The sequence below is a fragment of the Aliirhizobium sp. YIM B11859 genome (assembly GCF_057163345.1).
The window spans coordinates 354,405-369,951 of sequence record NZ_JBXHAY010000003.1; the positions used below are offsets into that span (position 1 = coordinate 354,405).

Annotated in this window: 15 protein-coding genes and 4 tRNA genes; 6 read left to right on the forward strand and 13 right to left on the reverse strand. The window is 60.2% G+C overall.

Features of this window, described 5'->3' with window-relative positions; translation table 11 throughout:
* The first annotated feature begins 10 nt into the window (after positions 1-10).
* Positions 11-1,843, forward strand: a complete 1,833-nt coding sequence (gene recJ / locus AC2GXZ_RS13970) for a single-stranded-DNA-specific exonuclease RecJ (RefSeq protein WP_483759768.1) — start codon at positions 11-13, stop codon at positions 1,841-1,843.
* A 25-nt stretch (positions 1,844-1,868) separates the two neighbouring features.
* Here recJ and AC2GXZ_RS13975 read toward each other — a convergent pair.
* The 5 genes from AC2GXZ_RS13975 to gloA form a co-directional block, all read right to left on the reverse strand.
* Positions 1,869-1,943 (reverse strand) — tRNA-Glu (locus AC2GXZ_RS13975).
* Positions 1,944-2,051: 108 nt separating this feature from the next.
* A tRNA-Glu gene (locus AC2GXZ_RS13980) sits at positions 2,052-2,123 on the reverse strand.
* A 156-nt stretch (positions 2,124-2,279) separates the two neighbouring features.
* Positions 2,280-2,354 (reverse strand) — tRNA-Glu (locus AC2GXZ_RS13985).
* Positions 2,355-2,476: 122 nt separating this feature from the next.
* The gene (locus AC2GXZ_RS13990; RefSeq protein ID WP_483759769.1) at positions 2,477-3,094 is read right to left on the reverse strand and encodes a hypothetical protein; all 618 of its coding nucleotides are present in this window, start codon (positions 3,092-3,094) and stop codon (positions 2,477-2,479) included.
* A 140-nt stretch (positions 3,095-3,234) separates the two neighbouring features.
* Complete coding sequence (gene gloA / locus AC2GXZ_RS13995) at positions 3,235-3,675, reverse strand: lactoylglutathione lyase (RefSeq protein ID WP_483759770.1); 441 nt, start codon at positions 3,673-3,675, stop codon at positions 3,235-3,237.
* Between the two features lie 200 nt (positions 3,676-3,875).
* Here gloA and AC2GXZ_RS14000 point away from each other — a divergent pair, with 200 nt between their 5' ends.
* Both AC2GXZ_RS14000 and AC2GXZ_RS14005 read left to right on the forward strand, forming a co-directional pair.
* Complete coding sequence (locus AC2GXZ_RS14000; RefSeq protein ID WP_483759771.1) at positions 3,876-4,454, forward strand: cold-shock protein; 579 nt, start codon at positions 3,876-3,878, stop codon at positions 4,452-4,454.
* Positions 4,455-4,504: 50 nt separating this feature from the next.
* The gene (locus tag AC2GXZ_RS14005) at positions 4,505-4,960 is read left to right on the forward strand and encodes a DUF192 domain-containing protein (RefSeq protein ID WP_483759772.1); all 456 of its coding nucleotides are present in this window, start codon (positions 4,505-4,507) and stop codon (positions 4,958-4,960) included.
* 63 nt (positions 4,961-5,023) lie between these two features.
* Here the strand turns inward: AC2GXZ_RS14005 and AC2GXZ_RS14010 are convergent.
* Positions 5,024-5,100: transfer RNA gene (locus AC2GXZ_RS14010), tRNA-Pro, on the reverse strand.
* Between the two features lie 517 nt (positions 5,101-5,617).
* Here AC2GXZ_RS14010 and AC2GXZ_RS14015 point away from each other — a divergent pair.
* Both AC2GXZ_RS14015 and AC2GXZ_RS14020 read left to right on the forward strand, forming a co-directional pair.
* Positions 5,618-6,370: a pyridoxine 5'-phosphate synthase gene (locus tag AC2GXZ_RS14015; RefSeq protein ID WP_483759773.1), complete on the forward strand. Its 753-nt coding sequence runs from the start codon at positions 5,618-5,620 to the stop codon at positions 6,368-6,370.
* A 183-nt stretch (positions 6,371-6,553) separates the two neighbouring features.
* Positions 6,554-7,828 carry an NAD(P)/FAD-dependent oxidoreductase gene (locus AC2GXZ_RS14020; RefSeq protein ID WP_483759774.1) on the forward strand — a complete coding sequence of 425 codons (1,275 nt, stop codon included), beginning with the start codon at positions 6,554-6,556 and terminating at the stop codon, positions 7,826-7,828.
* A 115-nt stretch (positions 7,829-7,943) separates the two neighbouring features.
* Here AC2GXZ_RS14020 and AC2GXZ_RS14025 read toward each other — a convergent pair whose 3' ends face one another.
* The gene (locus AC2GXZ_RS14025) at positions 7,944-8,972 is read right to left on the reverse strand and encodes a GlxA family transcriptional regulator (protein ID WP_483759775.1); all 1,029 of its coding nucleotides are present in this window, start codon (positions 8,970-8,972) and stop codon (positions 7,944-7,946) included.
* 286 nt (positions 8,973-9,258) lie between these two features.
* Positions 9,259-9,456: a hypothetical protein gene (locus tag AC2GXZ_RS14030; RefSeq protein ID WP_483759776.1), complete on the reverse strand. Its 198-nt coding sequence runs from the start codon at positions 9,454-9,456 to the stop codon at positions 9,259-9,261.
* Between the two features lie 181 nt (positions 9,457-9,637).
* Here AC2GXZ_RS14030 and AC2GXZ_RS14035 point away from each other — a divergent pair, with 181 nt between their 5' ends.
* Positions 9,638-10,576, forward strand: coding sequence for a LysR family transcriptional regulator (locus AC2GXZ_RS14035; protein WP_483759777.1), 939 nt, complete (start codon positions 9,638-9,640; stop codon positions 10,574-10,576).
* A gap of 33 nt (positions 10,577-10,609) precedes the next feature.
* Here AC2GXZ_RS14035 and AC2GXZ_RS14040 read toward each other — a convergent pair whose 3' ends face one another.
* From AC2GXZ_RS14040 to AC2GXZ_RS14060, 5 genes are all read right to left on the reverse strand, one after another.
* Positions 10,610-12,607: an ASKHA domain-containing protein gene (locus AC2GXZ_RS14040; protein ID WP_483760255.1), complete on the reverse strand. Its 1,998-nt coding sequence runs from the start codon at positions 12,605-12,607 to the stop codon at positions 10,610-10,612.
* A gap of 46 nt (positions 12,608-12,653) precedes the next feature.
* Complete coding sequence (locus AC2GXZ_RS14045; protein WP_483759778.1) at positions 12,654-13,352, reverse strand: CopG family antitoxin; 699 nt, start codon at positions 13,350-13,352, stop codon at positions 12,654-12,656.
* Positions 13,353-13,355: 3 nt separating this feature from the next.
* Entirely contained in the window at positions 13,356-14,321 is a 966-nt protein-coding gene (locus AC2GXZ_RS14050) for a methyltetrahydrofolate cobalamin methyltransferase (RefSeq protein ID WP_483759779.1), read from the reverse strand.
* 44 nt (positions 14,322-14,365) lie between these two features.
* On the reverse strand, positions 14,366-14,668 hold the full coding sequence (locus tag AC2GXZ_RS14055; protein WP_483759780.1) for a virulence factor: 303 nt from the start codon (positions 14,666-14,668) through the stop codon (positions 14,366-14,368).
* A 90-nt stretch (positions 14,669-14,758) separates the two neighbouring features.
* The gene (locus tag AC2GXZ_RS14060) at positions 14,759-15,535 is read right to left on the reverse strand and encodes a formyl transferase (RefSeq protein ID WP_483759781.1); all 777 of its coding nucleotides are present in this window, start codon (positions 15,533-15,535) and stop codon (positions 14,759-14,761) included.
* Positions 15,536-15,547 lie beyond the last annotated feature (12 nt).

The window sequence follows — 15,547 nt, forward strand, 5'->3', positions numbered from 1 at the left end:
TGGATAGCCGATGACAAGCAAGACCTTTACCGCCCTGACCCCTCCGGAACCCGCAGATCCCGTTCAGCGGGCGTTTTTGGGCGTAGAGCGGTCGGCGTCAGGACAGCGCTGGGTCTCGCGGCTCGATCAGGCGGCGCAGAACCGCGCGCTCGCCATGGCGCAGATCCACGGCATTCCGGAAATCGTTGCGCGGGTGCTCGCCGGCCGCGGGGTGCCGCTGGATGATGCGCCGGCCTTCCTCGATCCGACCATCCGTTCGCTGATGCCCGATCCGTTGACGCTGACCGATTGCGACAAGGCGGCAGCGCGCATCATGAGCGCCATTCGCAAGCGCGAGCGCGTCGCAATCTTCGGTGACTATGATGTCGACGGAGCATCCTCCTCGGCGCTGCTTTACCGTTTCCTCAAGCATTTCGATATCGACGCCGAAATCTATATTCCCGACCGCATTTTCGAAGGTTACGGCCCGAATGTCGCGGCCATGGAACAGTTGATCGAGCGCGGCGCCAACCTGATCGTAACCGTCGACTGCGGCTCCACCAGCCACGAATCGCTCAGTGCCGCAGCGGCGAGGGGTTGCGACGTGGTGGTCATCGACCATCACCAGATCGGAACGGAACTGCCGAAGGCGGTCGCCCTGGTCAATCCCAACCGCGAGGATGATCTCTCGGGCCAGGGGCATCTCTGTGCCGCCGGTGTGGTTTTCCTCGTGCTGGTCGCCACGGCGCGTGTTCTGCGCGAATCGGGAGATCGGCGTGCGGCAAATTTGGATCTGCTCTCCTGGATCGATCTCGTGGCGCTCGCCACCGTCTGTGATGTCGTGCCGCTCAAGGGGTTGAACCGTGCCTATGTGGTCAAGGGGCTGATTGCGGCCCGCCACATGACCAATGTCGGCCTTGCGGCGCTGTTCAGAAAGGCCGGCCTTTCGGGCCCGGTCACCCCCTATCATTTCGGCTTCCTCATCGGCCCGCGCATCAATGCCGGCGGACGCATTAGCGACGCGGCACTCGGCAGCCGGCTGCTGACGCTCGAGGACGACGTCAAGGCCGAGGAGATCGCAGCGAGGCTCGACGAACTCAACCGTGATCGGCAGACGATGGAAGCAGCGATGCTCGCCGAGGCAGAATCCGAGGTTCTCGCCGAATACGGCGACGGGGAGGGCGCCAGTGTCATCGTCACCGCCCGCGAAAGCTGGCATCCGGGTATTGTCGGCCTGATCGCGGCCCGGCTGAAGGAAAAGTTCAAGCGCCCAGCCTTCGCCATTGCTTTCGATTCGTCCGGCAAGGGAACCGGCTCGGGTCGTTCGATCAACGGTTTCGACATGGGCCACATGGTGCGTGCCGCTGTGGAGACAGGCCTGCTCGTCAAGGGCGGCGGCCATGCCATGGCGGCCGGCCTTACCGTCGAACGCGCCAGGCTCGGGGCGCTGAGAACCTTCTTTGAGGAAAGCGCATCGGCGCGTGTGCCGCAGCTCGTGTCGAATCACGCCCTCAAGATCGACGGTGCGCTTTCGGCTTCCGGCGCAACGCTCGACCTGTTCGATCAACTGGAAAAGGCCGGCCCCTATGGCTCGGGCCATCCGCAGCCGGTCTTTGCCATCCCCGCTCATCGTTTGAAGGATGTCAGGCCGGTTGGTACCGCCCATATCAAGATCACGCTGGAAGCGGTCGATGGCTCGCGCCTGGATGGCATCGCCTTCCGCGCCGCCGACACGCCTCTTGGAAACCTGCTCATGAATTCCCGCGGCACACAGATCCACGCGGCAGGCACGCTCAGCGCCGATTACTGGCAGGGAAACCGGCGCATGCAGATAAGGCTGCTCGATGCCGTAAAGGCGTCTTGATCGCTCGTTGGTGAGGAGAGAGAAGTGGTACGCCCTAGGGGAGTCGAACCCCTCTTACCAGAATGAAAATCTGGTGTCCTAACCGATAGACGAAGGGCGCATACGCTTCGTGGCGCCCTTATAGTCAGGGGTATCCCGACCCGCAAGCGCAAAATGCAATTTTTCCTGCCGTTTTCCGCGCAAAAAACGGTCGAAAAAATCCTATGNGTACGCCCTAGGGGAGTCGAACCCCTCTTACCAGAATGAAAATCTGGTGTCCTAACCGATAGACGAAGGGCGCATACGCTTCGTGGCGCCCTTATAGTCAGGGCCATTCCGACCCGCAAGCGCAAAATGCAATTTTTCTGTCATTTTTATTGCAGGAATCAGCCGCGGACCTGCTCTGGCAGAAACCCGAATACGGAAATGAAAACAGAGACTTGTGGGGAGAGAGAAGTGGTACGCCCTAGGGGAGTCGAACCCCTCTTACCAGAATGAAAATCTGGTGTCCTAACCGATAGACGAAGGGCGCATACGCTTCGTGGCGCCCTTATAGAGACGGGATTTATTTCCCGCAAGCTGCAAAACCACTTTTCTTGCAAAAAGATGACAGACCCGCGACACCTGTGGAAATCTCGCAAAATACGATCGTAATCAGCAGCTTATCATATTGCCGTTGGCGTCGTTTCCGCAGGCAACCGGGGTCCCGGTGCTGAAGACGCTGCGCGCCATGGCGTTGACGCCGGGAGCGGAAACCGTTGCCGCAGGCGCTGCGGGTGCGACCGGATAAGGCGAATCGAGTGCCGTGGTCGACCCGCTTCCGGCCGGCATTGGCGGAAGCGCCGGCGCGGGACCGGTGTTCGAAGAAAAGATGCTCGTGTTGCCCGCGCGAACCCCCGTCGGTTCGGTCACGACGCCTGCCATGGAGGCGGCCGTGGGGGAATATGTCTGGGTCAGCGCATTCTGCGCCAGTTTCCCGCCGGCCATCGTTTTGGCGGGCATGCCGTTCTGTGCGAGTTTGCGGCCATGGGCTGTCGTCACTGTCGGGTCGACATAACCTGTTGCGGCACCGGTCGTCGGGACAGCGGGGAAGCCGGCGAGCAGGCTCGTCGCATCCTCGGCAGTCTCTGCCTCGCCCGCCTTGTCCACTGACGCGACCTTCTTGAAGGTCGCGCAGCCACCAAGCAGCGCCATGCACATGCAGCCGATGGCAATCTGTCTGGCAATCATCACGGATTGAGGACGGGAAAGATGAAGGGAAATGGTCGTCAACGCTCTGGCCTTTCCGGCTGATGCTGCAGATTGAAGCCGCGATTCGCGTGGGCCTCAGCATCGTCCCGAAAGCTTGCGCGGAGCGGGACAGGTCGCCGGAAGGCGCAAGGCGGCGCGCGAGGCGCCGCCTTGAGAAGAAATTACCAGCTGCCGATATTCGGCATTGATGCCCAGGGCTCGGCGATCGGAAGATTGTCGCCCTTCTGCAGTATTTCGAACGAGATACCGTCGGGCGAGCGGACAAAGGCCATGCGCCCTTCGCGCGGCGGCCGGTTGATGGTCACGCCGTTCTTCTGCAGGTGTTCGCAATAGTCGTAGATATTGTCGACTTCATAGGCGAGGTGGCCGAAATTGCGCCCGCCGGTATAGTCTTCGGTATCCCAGTTATAGGTTAGTTCGAGGCAGGGAGCCTGGGTTCTCTCGGCCTGATCGCTATCCTCGCCGGCCGCGAGGAAGACGAGAGTGAATCGGCCCTTTTCGTTGTCGATCCGGCGGATCTCCTTGAGGCCCAACAGTGTTGTGTAGAAATGCAGCGATGCATCCAGGTCTTTCACCCGGACCATGGTATGGAGGTAACGCATATGAAGCCTCTGATCTAACCGGTTTTTCCACCGTCGATATGGGACAGGCGCCAGCTTGGAGCAAGCCTGCACGAATAGAAAAAGGCCGTGAATAAGAAGATGAACACGAGACTTGCGCTGGACGGTTGGCGCGATGTTAATCTATCTTCTAAGAATCAGTTAACCGTCATGTGCGACGCGTAACCGAGGGGCCGGTTGATATGGCAGACAGAATGTCATCGAAGGACATTGCCAGTTTCGAAGAGCTGGTGGGCGAACCGGTCGACCTGATCGAGATCACGGGCGTGGTCAAGTGGTTCGACGTCGCCAAGGGCTTTGGCTTCATCGTGCCGGATAATGGCATGCAGGACGTGCTTTTGCATGTCACCTGCCTGCGCCGCGATGGATACCAGACCATCCTCGAAGGCACCCGCATCGTTGCGATGATACAGCGGCGCGACCGCGGATATCAGGCTTTCCGAATCCTCTCGATGGACCAGTCGACGGCGGTCCATCCCTCGCAGCTGCCGCCGATCCGCACCCATGTGCAGGTCACCGCAACGAGCGGGCTGGAACGGGCGCTGGTCAAATGGTTCAACCGCACCAAGGGCTTCGGCTTCCTGACCCGCGGTGAGGGAACCGAAGACATCTTTGTCCATATGGAAACGCTGCGCCGTTTCGGTCTGACCGAGCTTCGTCCGGGCCAGGTCGTTCTGGTTCGCTTCGGACCCGGCGAGAAGGGCTTGATGGCAGCCGAGATTCACCCCGACAACGTCGCTCCGGCAAGCCGGTCGCACTGATGTCCGGCATGGTGTCGTCAATGGTCAGGATGAGTATGAGAGGCGCCGTCATGGCGCTTTTTGTTTTGTTCACCGCCGCCGCCGCACCGGCACAACAGCCTTCGGACAACATCGTCTTTCCGAAATCGGAACTGACCATCCGAACCGCTGCCGGCAAGGATTATCCCTTCACCATCGAACTCGCGCTCGACGATCCCCAGCGCGAATACGGCTTGATGTTCCGCAAGCAGATGGATCCGGATCACGGCATGCTGTTTGATTTCGGCGTTGCGCGACGTGTCTCGATGTGGATGGAAAATACCGTCCTGGCACTCGACATGGTCTTCATCCAGGCCGATGGCACGATTTCGCATATCAAGGAGAACGCCGTTCCCTTTTCCCGCGACATCATCGATTCGCACGGCGCGGTGAATTATGTGCTGGAGCTGAACGCCGGCCGCACCAAGGCGCTTGGCATCAAAGTCGGCGACAAGGTGATCGGCAAGCCCATCCACAACGGCGGCTGATAGGCCAACACCCGCGGATGCTCTGCATGCCGCGTGTCAAACTCACATTTTCAGGGAAAACAATGGTCGGAGTGGAGAGATTCGAACTCCCGACCCTCTGGTCCCAAACCAGATGCGCTACCAGACTGCGCTACACTCCGTGCCAAGGTGAAGGCGAGATACACGGTTCCCGTCTGTGCCGCAACAGCAAAAATCGACAATCGGCAAGACTGTTCATTCAGGATGGGGATAAGCCCGACTTTGCCGTGATTTGCGCCATTGATGATGTGGCACGTGTCTGCTGCGTGGTGACGGCGCCGTTACGGTGGATTTAACGTCCAGTCGCGATCTGGTCGGGGAAACGCAGGATTTGAAGGAAGTGACAGAATTCGCCTCGCCAGTCCCGGTCCGCCGCCTCGGTCCGGTGGGTGGTGAAGCGAATTCTGTTAGATAAAGCTAATATAAAATGCGACCAAATCCAAGCCGGTCCCTGGCAAAAATCTCGTCTATGAGATTTGGCTGACAGATCGGACTTGAAAATCGGACGGGCCTGACGCGGGGATGCGCAGAGAGGCCGTCAGATGAAAAATCTTGATGGCAGTCATATCTTGCGATTGGTGGCCTTCGCTTGCCGCATAATCTAAGAAGGACACGTCCTTACATCAGCGGATGCCCGTCATGCCCACCTTGCTTTCCGTCAATATCAATGCCGTCGCGATGCTGCGCAATCGCCGTGACCTGCCTTGGCCTAATCTCGAGGCGCTCGGGCGCATAGCGCTTGCCGCCGGCGCCTCGGGCCTGACCGTGCATCCACGGCCCGACCAGCGACATATCCGCTTTGCCGACCTGCCGGTGATCCGTGCTTTGATCGACGACGAGTTTCCGCAAGCGGAATTCAACATCGAAGGTTATCCGAGCGAGGACTTTCTTAAGCTTTGCGAGCGGATCGAGCCGGAACAGGTCACGCTGGTGCCGGACGATCCCTCCCAGGCGACCTCCGATCATGGCTTTGATTTCCGCCGTGATGGCGACATGCTGAAACCCGTCGTCGCACGCCTCAAGAAGGCCGGCATGCGGGTGTCGCTGTTTGCCGATGGCGACGGTGATGCCGAGGCGGTGGCGCTTGCAGGGGCGACAGGCGCCGACCGTATCGAACTTTATACGGGTCCCTATGGCGGTTGCTTCGACGATACGGTCAAAGGGGCTGAGATCCTCGAAAACCTCGGCAAGACCGCCGATGCGGCTTTGGCCGCGGGTCTCGGCGTCAATGCCGGTCACGACCTGACGGTCGCCAATCTGCCGGCTCTGGTGAAGCGCATTCCGCGGCTGGCCGAAGTCTCGATCGGCCATGGGTTGACGGCCGATGCCCTGGAATTCGGCATGGCCGAAACCGTGCGCCGTTTTCGTCGCGCCTGCGGCCAGCCCGTGTGAAGCCTGCTGATGCTTGCGACGAAACGTCCCGGTAATTGGAGCACTCCTATGCGCGCGGCGCATTTGTTCTTGACGATTATCAACTTATGTCACTGTCGACGCCGGCCCGCTATCTGAGGGCCGCGCCGGACCATCCCGTCTTTCAGGATGGTTTTGTCAGCTGCCAGCAGAAAGGGCGCCTAAGTGACCAAGCACAGGATCGTCGTCGTCGGGGGAGGTTTTGGAGGCATTCAGGCCGTTCACGGACTGAAGGGTGCGGGAGCGGACATAACGCTGATCGACCGGCGCAATCATCATCTTTTCCAGCCGCTCCTTTATCAGGTCGCAACCACAGTCCTTGCCACATCGGAAATTGCCTGGCCGATCCGCCGGCTCTATCGTGATCGGGAGGATGTCACCACCCTGCTCGACGAGGTGCTGGACGTCGATACCGAGACCCGGATCGTCAGGCTCAGCTCGGGTCACACCGTGCCCTACGACACGCTGATTCTTGCCACCGGTGCGCGGCATGCCTATTTCGGGCGCGACGAATGGGAAAGCGTGGCCCCCGGACTGAAGACGCTGGAGGACGCGACAACCCTGCGCCGGCGTATCCTTCTGGCCTTCGAACATGCCGAAATGGCCGAGATTGCCGGCGATACCGCCAATCTGGATGCGCAGCTCACGTTCGCCATCATCGGTGCCGGCCCGACGGGCGTCGAAATGGCCGGCATGATTGCCGAACTTGCACACAAGGTCCTGCCGAAGGAATTTCGCCGAATCAATACCACCCGCACTAGGGTGCTGCTGATTGAGGCCGGCCCGAGAGTTCTGCCGGCCTTCACCGACGATCTCTCCTCCTATGCGAAACAGGCGCTGGAAAAGCTCGGTGTCGAGGTGCGCACCGGCCAGCCGGTCACGGCGATCACCCAGGATGGCGTCACGGTCGGCGAGACCTTCATTCCCTGCAGGACGGTTGTCTGGGCAGCCGGCGTGCAGGCATCACCGGCCGCCCGCTGGGTCGGTGCGGCAGCCGACCGGGCAGGGCGGGCGATTGTCGGGCCGGATCTTTCGGTCGAAAGTCACCCCGAGATTTTCGTCGTCGGTGATACTGCCGCGGTCACTCAGCGGGATGGCAAACCGGTACCCGGTATCGCTCCCGCCGCCAAGCAGCAGGGCACCTATGTCGCAAAAGTCATCAAGGCGCGGCTGCAGGGCCGGCCGGCACCGGTGTCATTCCGCTATCTTCACCAGGGAAGCCTGGCGACGATCGGCAAGAGCGCGGCGGTCATCGATTTCGGCAGGTTCAAGCTGAAGGGCGGGCTTGCCTGGTGGATCTGGGGCCTTGCCCATATCTACTTCCTGATCGGCACCCGCTCGCGTTTTGCCGTCGCCTGGAGCTGGCTGTGGATCTTTTTGTCCGGCCAGCACAGCGCCCGGCTGATCACCCAGAAGGAAACGCTGAAGGACGAATCATAAACTGCGATGTGCCGTCATGCTCGGGCATCTACGACGTCTTGATCAATGGCTCTGGAATAGATCCTCGGGACAAGCCCGAGGATGACGGCGAGCGGCACCTGATGCCGCTCAGCCCTTAAACAACCACGCCGGTGCGGGACGTGTTGAGCGTCAGCTTGCGCTCTGCGCGTTCCTGCTGCGGCGAGCGATTATAGACCTCGCGGTAACATTTGGAAAAATGCGACGCCGAGACGAAGCCGCAGGCGACCGCCACCTCGACCACCGGCATCGACGACTGCACCAGAAGATGCCGCGCCCGATCCAGCCGGATTTCCAGATAATAGCGGGCAGGGGAACGACCCATTTCCTGGCGGAACAGTCGCTCGATCTGTCGGCGCGATAGCCCCGCATCGTCGGCGATCTCGATCAGCGACAGCGGCTCGGAGAGATTGTTCTCCATCAGTTCGATGATCGAGAGAACCTTGGAATTCTGCACGCCGAGACGAGCGCGTAGCGGCAGTCGCTGGCGATCATGCGGATTGCGTACCCGGTCGGTCAACTGCTGTTCGCAGACCCGGTTGACCAGGTTGTCGCCAAAATCCTGGCCGATCAGGTTGAGCATCATGTCGAGTGATGCGGTGCCGCCGGCACAGGTATAGAGATTGCCGTCGACCTCGTAGAGATCCGCATAAACCTCTGCCTGCGGAAAGGCTTCGGCAAAACCGGGCAGGTTTTCCCAATGGATGGCGCAGCGTTTGCCGTTCAGCAGTCCGGCCTGGGCCAGAACATGCGCGCCGGTGCACAGGCTGCCGACGGCGATGCCGCGATTATAGGTCTCGCGCAGCCAGGCATTGACGGATTTGTTGTTGAACTCTTCCACATAGACACCGGAGCAGACCAGCACCATGTTCGGCCGGTTCTCGCCGCCGAGATGGCGCCGCTCGTCGGCCAGCGACGAATTGACCTCTATGCCGATGCCGCTGGACGAATATACCTTCTGCCCGTCGGCGGAACAGAGCCGCCATGTATAGGCCGAATAGCCCAGCATGCGATTGGCGATCCTGAGCGTCTCGATCGCGGCCGAAAAAGGCAGCATGGTAAAATGCGGCACCAGGAAGAAGACGAGTGAGCGCTTCAGTCCAGGTGGCTTGCTGGTCAGATCCATTGTCGTCGTTCCCCTTGCTGCCGCTTGTTGCGGTCTTGCATTGCTTCAAAAGCGACACTCGCATGGACACAGGCGATTACAAGAGCCTTTGACGACAGGGGAATGGCATTTTTGCGACATCGATGCGTCGCTGCCGTGATAAATTCTCTCTTTTCTTGATATTTGGCAATTGCTCGAAATGCGACACGGCCCGGGACGATGACGCCTGCGGGCCGTGCCTATGATGTCGATAGTGTTATTGCCGGGTCGGCCTCGTTCCCGGATGGAGCGCGGGACGTGGTTGCCGTCACTTGCCGGCCGTCGTTGGCCAACCGATATCCTTGCGGATTTCCTGCGGCAGACCTTCGAGCATCCGCTCAGTCTTGCGCCGGTTCCAGCCGGCCGTGACCCGTTCGGTCAAGGTGGAAATCCAGCCCTGGCCGGCAGTCGGGGCGGAAGAGGAAGCCGGTATTCGGCTCTGGTCGAGATAGGTGATCGTGCTCATGTCGGGTTCTCCTTGGGTGTTGTGCTCTTGGTTCACGGGCAATTTCCGCGGGGAAGGCGGAAAATACCAATTCATCAATCGATCGAATGCCTTGTCAGCGTCTCATTCGTTTATGTGTTCTATAGATGCCTGCATTTGACGATTTGCAGTATCCTCCCGGTTTGACATTCAATCAAACGAAATGATATGGTGCTTAAGTTCAGAAAATTTGATAGGTGTCCCGATGACCGCACCCTTCCGCACACCGCTTCCGCTGCTCGACAATGATGTCCTGCGCACGTTTGTCGCCATTGCCGAGACGGGCAATTTTTCCACTGCCGCCGAGGTCGTCCTCAGGACGCCATCGGCGGTATCCATGCAGATCAAGAAACTGGAAGAGCAGCTGAAGACCGTGCTTTTTCTGCGCGACGCGCGCTCGGTGACGCTCACCCAGAGCGGCGAGATGCTGCTCTCCTATGCGCGGCGCATGCTGGCACTCTCCAACGAGGCCGTATCGCGCTTCGTTATGCCGGAGCTTTCCGGCGTCGTGCGCCTCGGCGCCCCGGATGATATCGCCGAAAGACTGCTGCCGAAGCTGCTGAAGGATTTCGGCGAGCATTTTCCCGGCATCATGGTCGATGTCACGGTCGACCAGAGCCTGCTCTTGCGCAAGCGCATGGAGGAGCAGCGGCTCGATCTCGCTCTGATCAACTGCGCCACACGGCCCTTCCCGACCGGTGGTGAGATCATCCATACCGAAAGGCTGGTCTGGGCCGGCGCCAAATGCGGCACCGCCTATCTGCGCGATCCGCTGCCGATCTCGGTCTGGGAAGAAGGCTGCGTCTGGCGCCAGGATGCGATTTCGCAACTGGACAAGCAGAAGCGGCCCTATCGTATCGCTTATGCCAGTGCCCACACGATGGCGCAGCGCGCAGCCGTCGTCTCCGATCTGGCAATCGCGCCGTTCCCGCTTTCCTATATTACCGAGGACATGCAGATCCTTGGGCCCAAGGAAGGCATGCCGGACCTGATCACCTTCGACATAAGGATCCTGACGGCGCCGAACCTCTCTGTCCCGGCTAAGGCCGTGGCTGAAGGGATACGCGACGCATTCAGTTCGCTGGATGCGGTCGCCGCCTGATCAAATGACGGGACGATGTTCGAAGGGCGTCGCTCACTCGCGTGAGCGGCGCCTTCTGCGTCCGCCGTCACCGCCGGCATCGGTCAGTGCTTTGCGCTCGGGCAGCGTCACGACATGGGCGAGATTGGGAAAGGCATCGACCTTGTTGGGCAATGCCATGGCGGCGACGAAATGATCCTGGAACTTCGGCTCCAGCGCCGTTTCGATCTTCTCGATCTGCTGCACGGTCTCTTCGATCTCGCGCCGATAGTCGCGGTTCAAGAGGCACATGCGCGCACCGGTCCCCGCCGCATTGCCGACTGCCTTCACATGATCGAGGTCGCAATCGGGAATGAGGCCGAGCACCATCGCGTATTTCGGATCGATGAACGTGCCGAAGGCGCCGGCAAGCCCGATCCTGTCCACATGCTTGACGCCCTGTTTGTCCATCAACAGCTTGACGCCGGCATAAAGCGCGGCCTTGGCAAGCTGGATGGCGCGCACGTCGTTCTGTGTCACCGTGATCCGCGGCGTGCCGTCATGCAAAAGATAGGAGAAGGTGCGGCCGTTTTCGAGAATGCGCGGGCTGCGGGCGGCCATCGCGCCATCCACCACGCCATCCTCGGAAATGATGCCGCAGAGATACATCTCGGCGATGACCTCGATAATCGCCGAGCCGCAAATACCCGTAACGCCGACCTGTGCTGCGGCCTCGGCAAAACCGGCCTCATCCGACCAAGGTTCGATGCCGATCACCCGGAAGCGCGGCTCCAGCGTGACCGGATCGATCCGCACCCGCTCGATGGCGCCGGGTGCCGCCCGCTGGCCCGACGAAATCTCGGCACCCTCGAAGGCAGGCCCGGTCGGCGACGATGCGGCGACGACCCGTGCACGATTGCCGAGTACGATTTCCGCATTGGTGCCGATATCGACCATCAGCATCATCTCGTCCTGCCGGTGCGGCCCTTCAGAAAGTGTCGCCGCCGCCGCATCCGCCCCGACATGCCCGGCAATGCAGGGCAGAAGATAGGTGCGCGTACCGGCATTCATCGGCAGACCGATCTCGGATGATTTCACCTCGACCGCGCCGGAAACGGCAAGCGCGAACGGCGCCCCGCCAAGCTCGGTCGGATCGATGCCGAGGAACAGGTGGTGCATGATCGGATTGCCGACGAAAACGCTGTCGAGAATGTCTTCGCGGGCAATCTCGCCATCCGTGCAGACCTTGTCGATCAGCCCGTTCAGCGCCTCGCGCACGGCATCCGTCATAGCCGCACGCCCATCCGGGTTCATCATCACATAGGAAACCCGGCTCATCAGGTCTTCGCCGAAGCGAATCTGCGGATTGGACGTGCCGGCGGATGCAACGGTACGCCCGGACAAGAGCGACGACAGATGCATGGCGATCGTCGTCGAGCCGATATCGCAGGCAATCCCGTAGGCCTCGTTTTTCAGCCCCGGATAAAGCGCGATCAGGCGAGGGCGCTCGTCGTCGCGGTCCTTGTGGATCGCCGCCGTCACCTTCCACTCGCCCTTGCGCAGGATCTGCTGAACCTGCGGAATGATATGGAAATCGACCTCGACATCATCGAAATGCCAGTCGGTCGACAGTGCAACCTTCAGCCGGTCGAGGTCACCGAGCGGTTTTTCCATGTCGGGTTCCTCGACCTCGACATAACACATGCGCACCGCCGGATTGCGGTCGAACACCCGCTCGTCGACCGCCTTGCGCACCACTTGCGCATTGATCACCGTATCCTGCGGCACGTCGATGACGAGATCGCCGAGGATCTGGGCGGAACAGGAAAGCCTGCGCCCCTCCGGCAGCCCGCGCACCCGATCGTAACGCTCCTCCTTCGGCCCCACCTGCGACAGGTGGCCGACCGACGAGGTAATCCCGTGTTTGGCGAAATTGCCTTCCTGCACCGAGACCTGACAGCGCCCGCAGGTCGCCCGCCCGCCGCACACGCTCTCGACATAAACCCCAAGCTGGCGCGCAGCCTCAAGCACCGGCGTACCCACCGCAAACCGGCCACGCTTGCCGGACGGCATGAACAGGACGAGGGGATCTTTTGACGACAAGTCAGCCACTTTGCACTCAGCGATTTCTTTCGAACAGGAATTTAAATGGCTGAAACTGCGATAGATCGTAGTGTGACAGATCAGCTGTTTCGACGAAACGCTCTGCTTCGTCATCCGATGTAATGACGGGCATGGGCAACAATATCGCATTCTTTTTCCGCACGGTTCTTTTATTCCGTACGGAGAGTGTCGTTAGCGGAATAGTTTGATGCGGCAGTTGAAGTTCCTTGAGCAGCAGTTCAGCCAAAACACCAACAAGCGTTTCGTATCTCTTGAACTTCGAGACAGGAATATCACGGTGCATGCTTCTCGACGGCTTTTTGCCATCGGCATCGGGCGTAGTACGCTTGGTTACTTTGAAGGCCGAGATATCGGGAAGGGGAAATCCCTCCTCCGAGGAAAATAGATAATACGGTCCAATCTCCAAACGATCATTGAGTTGGATGAAAAGGACGCAACCACTTGGCTTGTCGGCAAGAAGCATAGAAGCGGATACGGGTTTTAATTTTGTCCCAGACTTGAGTTGTACGTGACGGATGAGCTTGTCTGAGGTGATGACAAGATCGTAACCGTAAGCGTCAAATTCGGATCTCGAGATTTCAACGTTTGTAATCCCATTTTGCCAGAGCAATCGCAGAGCCGCCCCCACAAATAGATGCTCGACGATGTTTTCTCTCAGCGACGAATTAATATGGTGCTGATCTGACTTGAACATCGCCTACTCCGTCGCCGCCCCTGCGCCCGCCCGCGCGGCACGTCCGCCACGGCGACCACCGCTGGCCGATGGGGCAGGGATAGCCGTTGCTGCAGTACCGCCTTCGGTTGGTTTATAGTCGCGATAGGTCATGATCCAGTTGCCGCAATTCTGGTCGGTGCCGTTGAGCACATTGGCGGCGCGCACCGCTTCCATTTCCTGCGGCCTGCAGGGGTTCATGATCGCGCTCGTCATGCCAGCTCCGATCACCATCGGAATGAAGCCGGCATTGATGCCGTGGCGATGCGGCAGGCCGAAGGAGATGTTGGAAAGCCCGCAGGTCGTGTTGACCTTCAATTCCTCGCGCAGCCGGCGCAGAAGCGCAAACACCTGCAGCCCGGCCGAGCCCAGCGCCCCGATCGGCATCACCAGTGGGTCGACGACGATGTCATGCGGCTTGATGCCGTAATCGGCGGCGCGCTCAACGATCTTCTTGGCAACGGCGAAACGCACGTCCGGGTCCATCGAAATCCCGGTCTCGTCATTGGAGATCGCCACGACCGGCACGTCGTATTTCTTGCAGAGCGGCAGGATCGCCTCGAGCTTCTCTTCCTCGCCGGTCACCGAATTGACCAGCGGCCGGCCCTTGGCGACCTTGAGCGCCGCCTCGATCGCCGCCGTCACCGAACTGTCGATCGACAGCGGCACATCGACCAGCCCCTGGACGATCTCCAGCGTTTTCAACAGAAGGCCCGGTTCCGTCTCGTTTGGATTGACCGAGGTGACGCCGGCATTGACGTCGAGCATTGTCGCGCCCGCCGCCACTTGTTCCAGCGCATCCTTGATGACGGTATCGAAGTTGCCCTCGATCATCTCCGCCGCGAGCTTCTTGCGGCCGGTCGGGTTGATCCGCTCGCCGATGACGCAGAAAGGCTGGTCGAAGCCGATCACGACTTCCCTTGTGGCGGATGCGACGATGGTGCGTGTCATTGCGATCTCCGGCTATGAGGGGAGGTGGCGAGAATAAGGGATTTTCAGCTGTTGTCCCGGCCGCCGGCCTTCACCAGCGCCACGAGCTTTTCCTTGTCATAGGCAGCTTCCAGCTCGGCGGCGGCCTTGTCCGCCTCCATCTCCAGATCGTCGGAAACAGCAACGGGATCGGCCTTGCGCCATTCGGCGAGATAGTCGTTGGTTTCGGCCGCACCCGTGCGCATCGCACACATGTCGATTGCCTCTGTAAAGCGCAAGGAGAGTTCGCGCTTGGCCGTCTGTCGGCCCTTCTTGATGATGACCTGGGCGGGAATGTCCCGCCAGTAGACGACGATGCGATCCGCCATGAACTCCTCCAAAGACCAAGCCGAGCATGCACCGGCAAAGCGGCGCGGACTGCGCTTGGCACGACGTCGCAAGTGACCAAAAGCGACGTGTTACCAGATGTTTTTGGTCAGGCCGTGATAGAGCCAGGTCCAGACCGGCGGTGGAAACCGCAGGATGGACCGCCCGGCTGGCCGAAATGGCTGCAATTGGCCGGCGAGCGCGTCCCCGATCGCCTTGACGGCGATCCCGGTCGATGCCGCGGTGATCAGCAGCGGATAGGTGGCGATCGTATCCACCTTCTCTGGCCGGACGCGCTGTTCGTAAAGCGTCTCGCCGGTATCGACACCGGCATCGACCAGATGCACAGTGCCGCCGAAATTTTCATCGTCCCGTTCGACGCGTGCCCAGTAGCCGCCCATTTGCCCGCGATAGATCGGGTTGATGCCAGCATGGAAATTGATCACCGGGCAGCGGATCGTGGCAAGCGTCGACCTGGAAAGAATACGGCAGGAAATGCTGAAGACAACGGCCGGGTTCAAGGCAGTCACCGCCGTGTGACATTGGGAGCTGTTCAGCGAAGTAACCCGTGTCACCGGTATCGAAGCATTGTGCTCGCTGGAAAGTCCATAGTCGCGGATGATGTCTGCACCGCGTTTGGCCGAAACACGCTTGCCGAGCCGTGAGGCGATCATCGTCGCAAGCTGGCCCGCAGCATTCAGCCATCCAAGCCGGCGCGCCCGGCGTTTGAGGATTTCGCCCTTCGTCTCCGGTTCTTCCTCGATCACATGAAGATCGGGAAAATGTGTGGCAAGCGCATTGATCATCACCTGTGGGTTCTGCCCGCCGGCGGTCATCACGACGATTGTTGGGGAAGGCACTGGCTGCATCTGCCGCTCCGG

Excerpts from the sequence above, each read along its gene's own strand:
- AC2GXZ_RS14025 (WP_483759775.1), bottom strand. The coding sequence starts at position 8,972 with ATGGATCTGACCAGCAAGCCACCTGGACTGAAGCGCTCACTCGTCTTC.
- recJ (WP_483759768.1), top strand. The coding sequence starts at position 11 with ATGACAAGCAAGACCTTTACCGCCCTGACCCCTCCGGAACCCGCAGAT.
- AC2GXZ_RS14005 (WP_483759772.1), top strand. The coding sequence starts at position 4,505 with ATGGCGCTTTTTGTTTTGTTCACCGCCGCCGCCGCACCGGCACAACAG.
- AC2GXZ_RS14000 (WP_483759771.1), top strand. The coding sequence starts at position 3,876 with ATGGCAGACAGAATGTCATCGAAGGACATTGCCAGTTTCGAAGAGCTG.
- AC2GXZ_RS14015 (WP_483759773.1), top strand. The coding sequence starts at position 5,618 with ATGCCCACCTTGCTTTCCGTCAATATCAATGCCGTCGCGATGCTGCGC.
- AC2GXZ_RS14050 (WP_483759779.1), bottom strand. The coding sequence starts at position 14,321 with ATGACACGCACCATCGTCGCATCCGCCACAAGGGAAGTCGTGATCGGC.
- AC2GXZ_RS14055 (WP_483759780.1), bottom strand. The coding sequence starts at position 14,668 with ATGGCGGATCGCATCGTCGTCTACTGGCGGGACATTCCCGCCCAGGTC.
- AC2GXZ_RS14035 (WP_483759777.1), top strand. The coding sequence starts at position 9,638 with ATGATATGGTGCTTAAGTTCAGAAAATTTGATAGGTGTCCCGATGACC.
- AC2GXZ_RS14045 (WP_483759778.1), bottom strand. The coding sequence starts at position 13,352 with ATGTTCAAGTCAGATCAGCACCATATTAATTCGTCGCTGAGAGAAAAC.
- AC2GXZ_RS14040 (WP_483760255.1), bottom strand. The coding sequence starts at position 12,607 with ATGCCGTCCGGCAAGCGTGGCCGGTTTGCGGTGGGTACGCCGGTGCTT.
- gloA (WP_483759770.1), bottom strand. The coding sequence starts at position 3,675 with ATGCGTTACCTCCATACCATGGTCCGGGTGAAAGACCTGGATGCATCG.
- AC2GXZ_RS14030 (WP_483759776.1), bottom strand. The coding sequence starts at position 9,456 with ATGAGCACGATCACCTATCTCGACCAGAGCCGAATACCGGCTTCCTCT.
- AC2GXZ_RS14060 (WP_483759781.1), bottom strand. The coding sequence starts at position 15,535 with ATGCAGCCAGTGCCTTCCCCAACAATCGTCGTGATGACCGCCGGCGGG.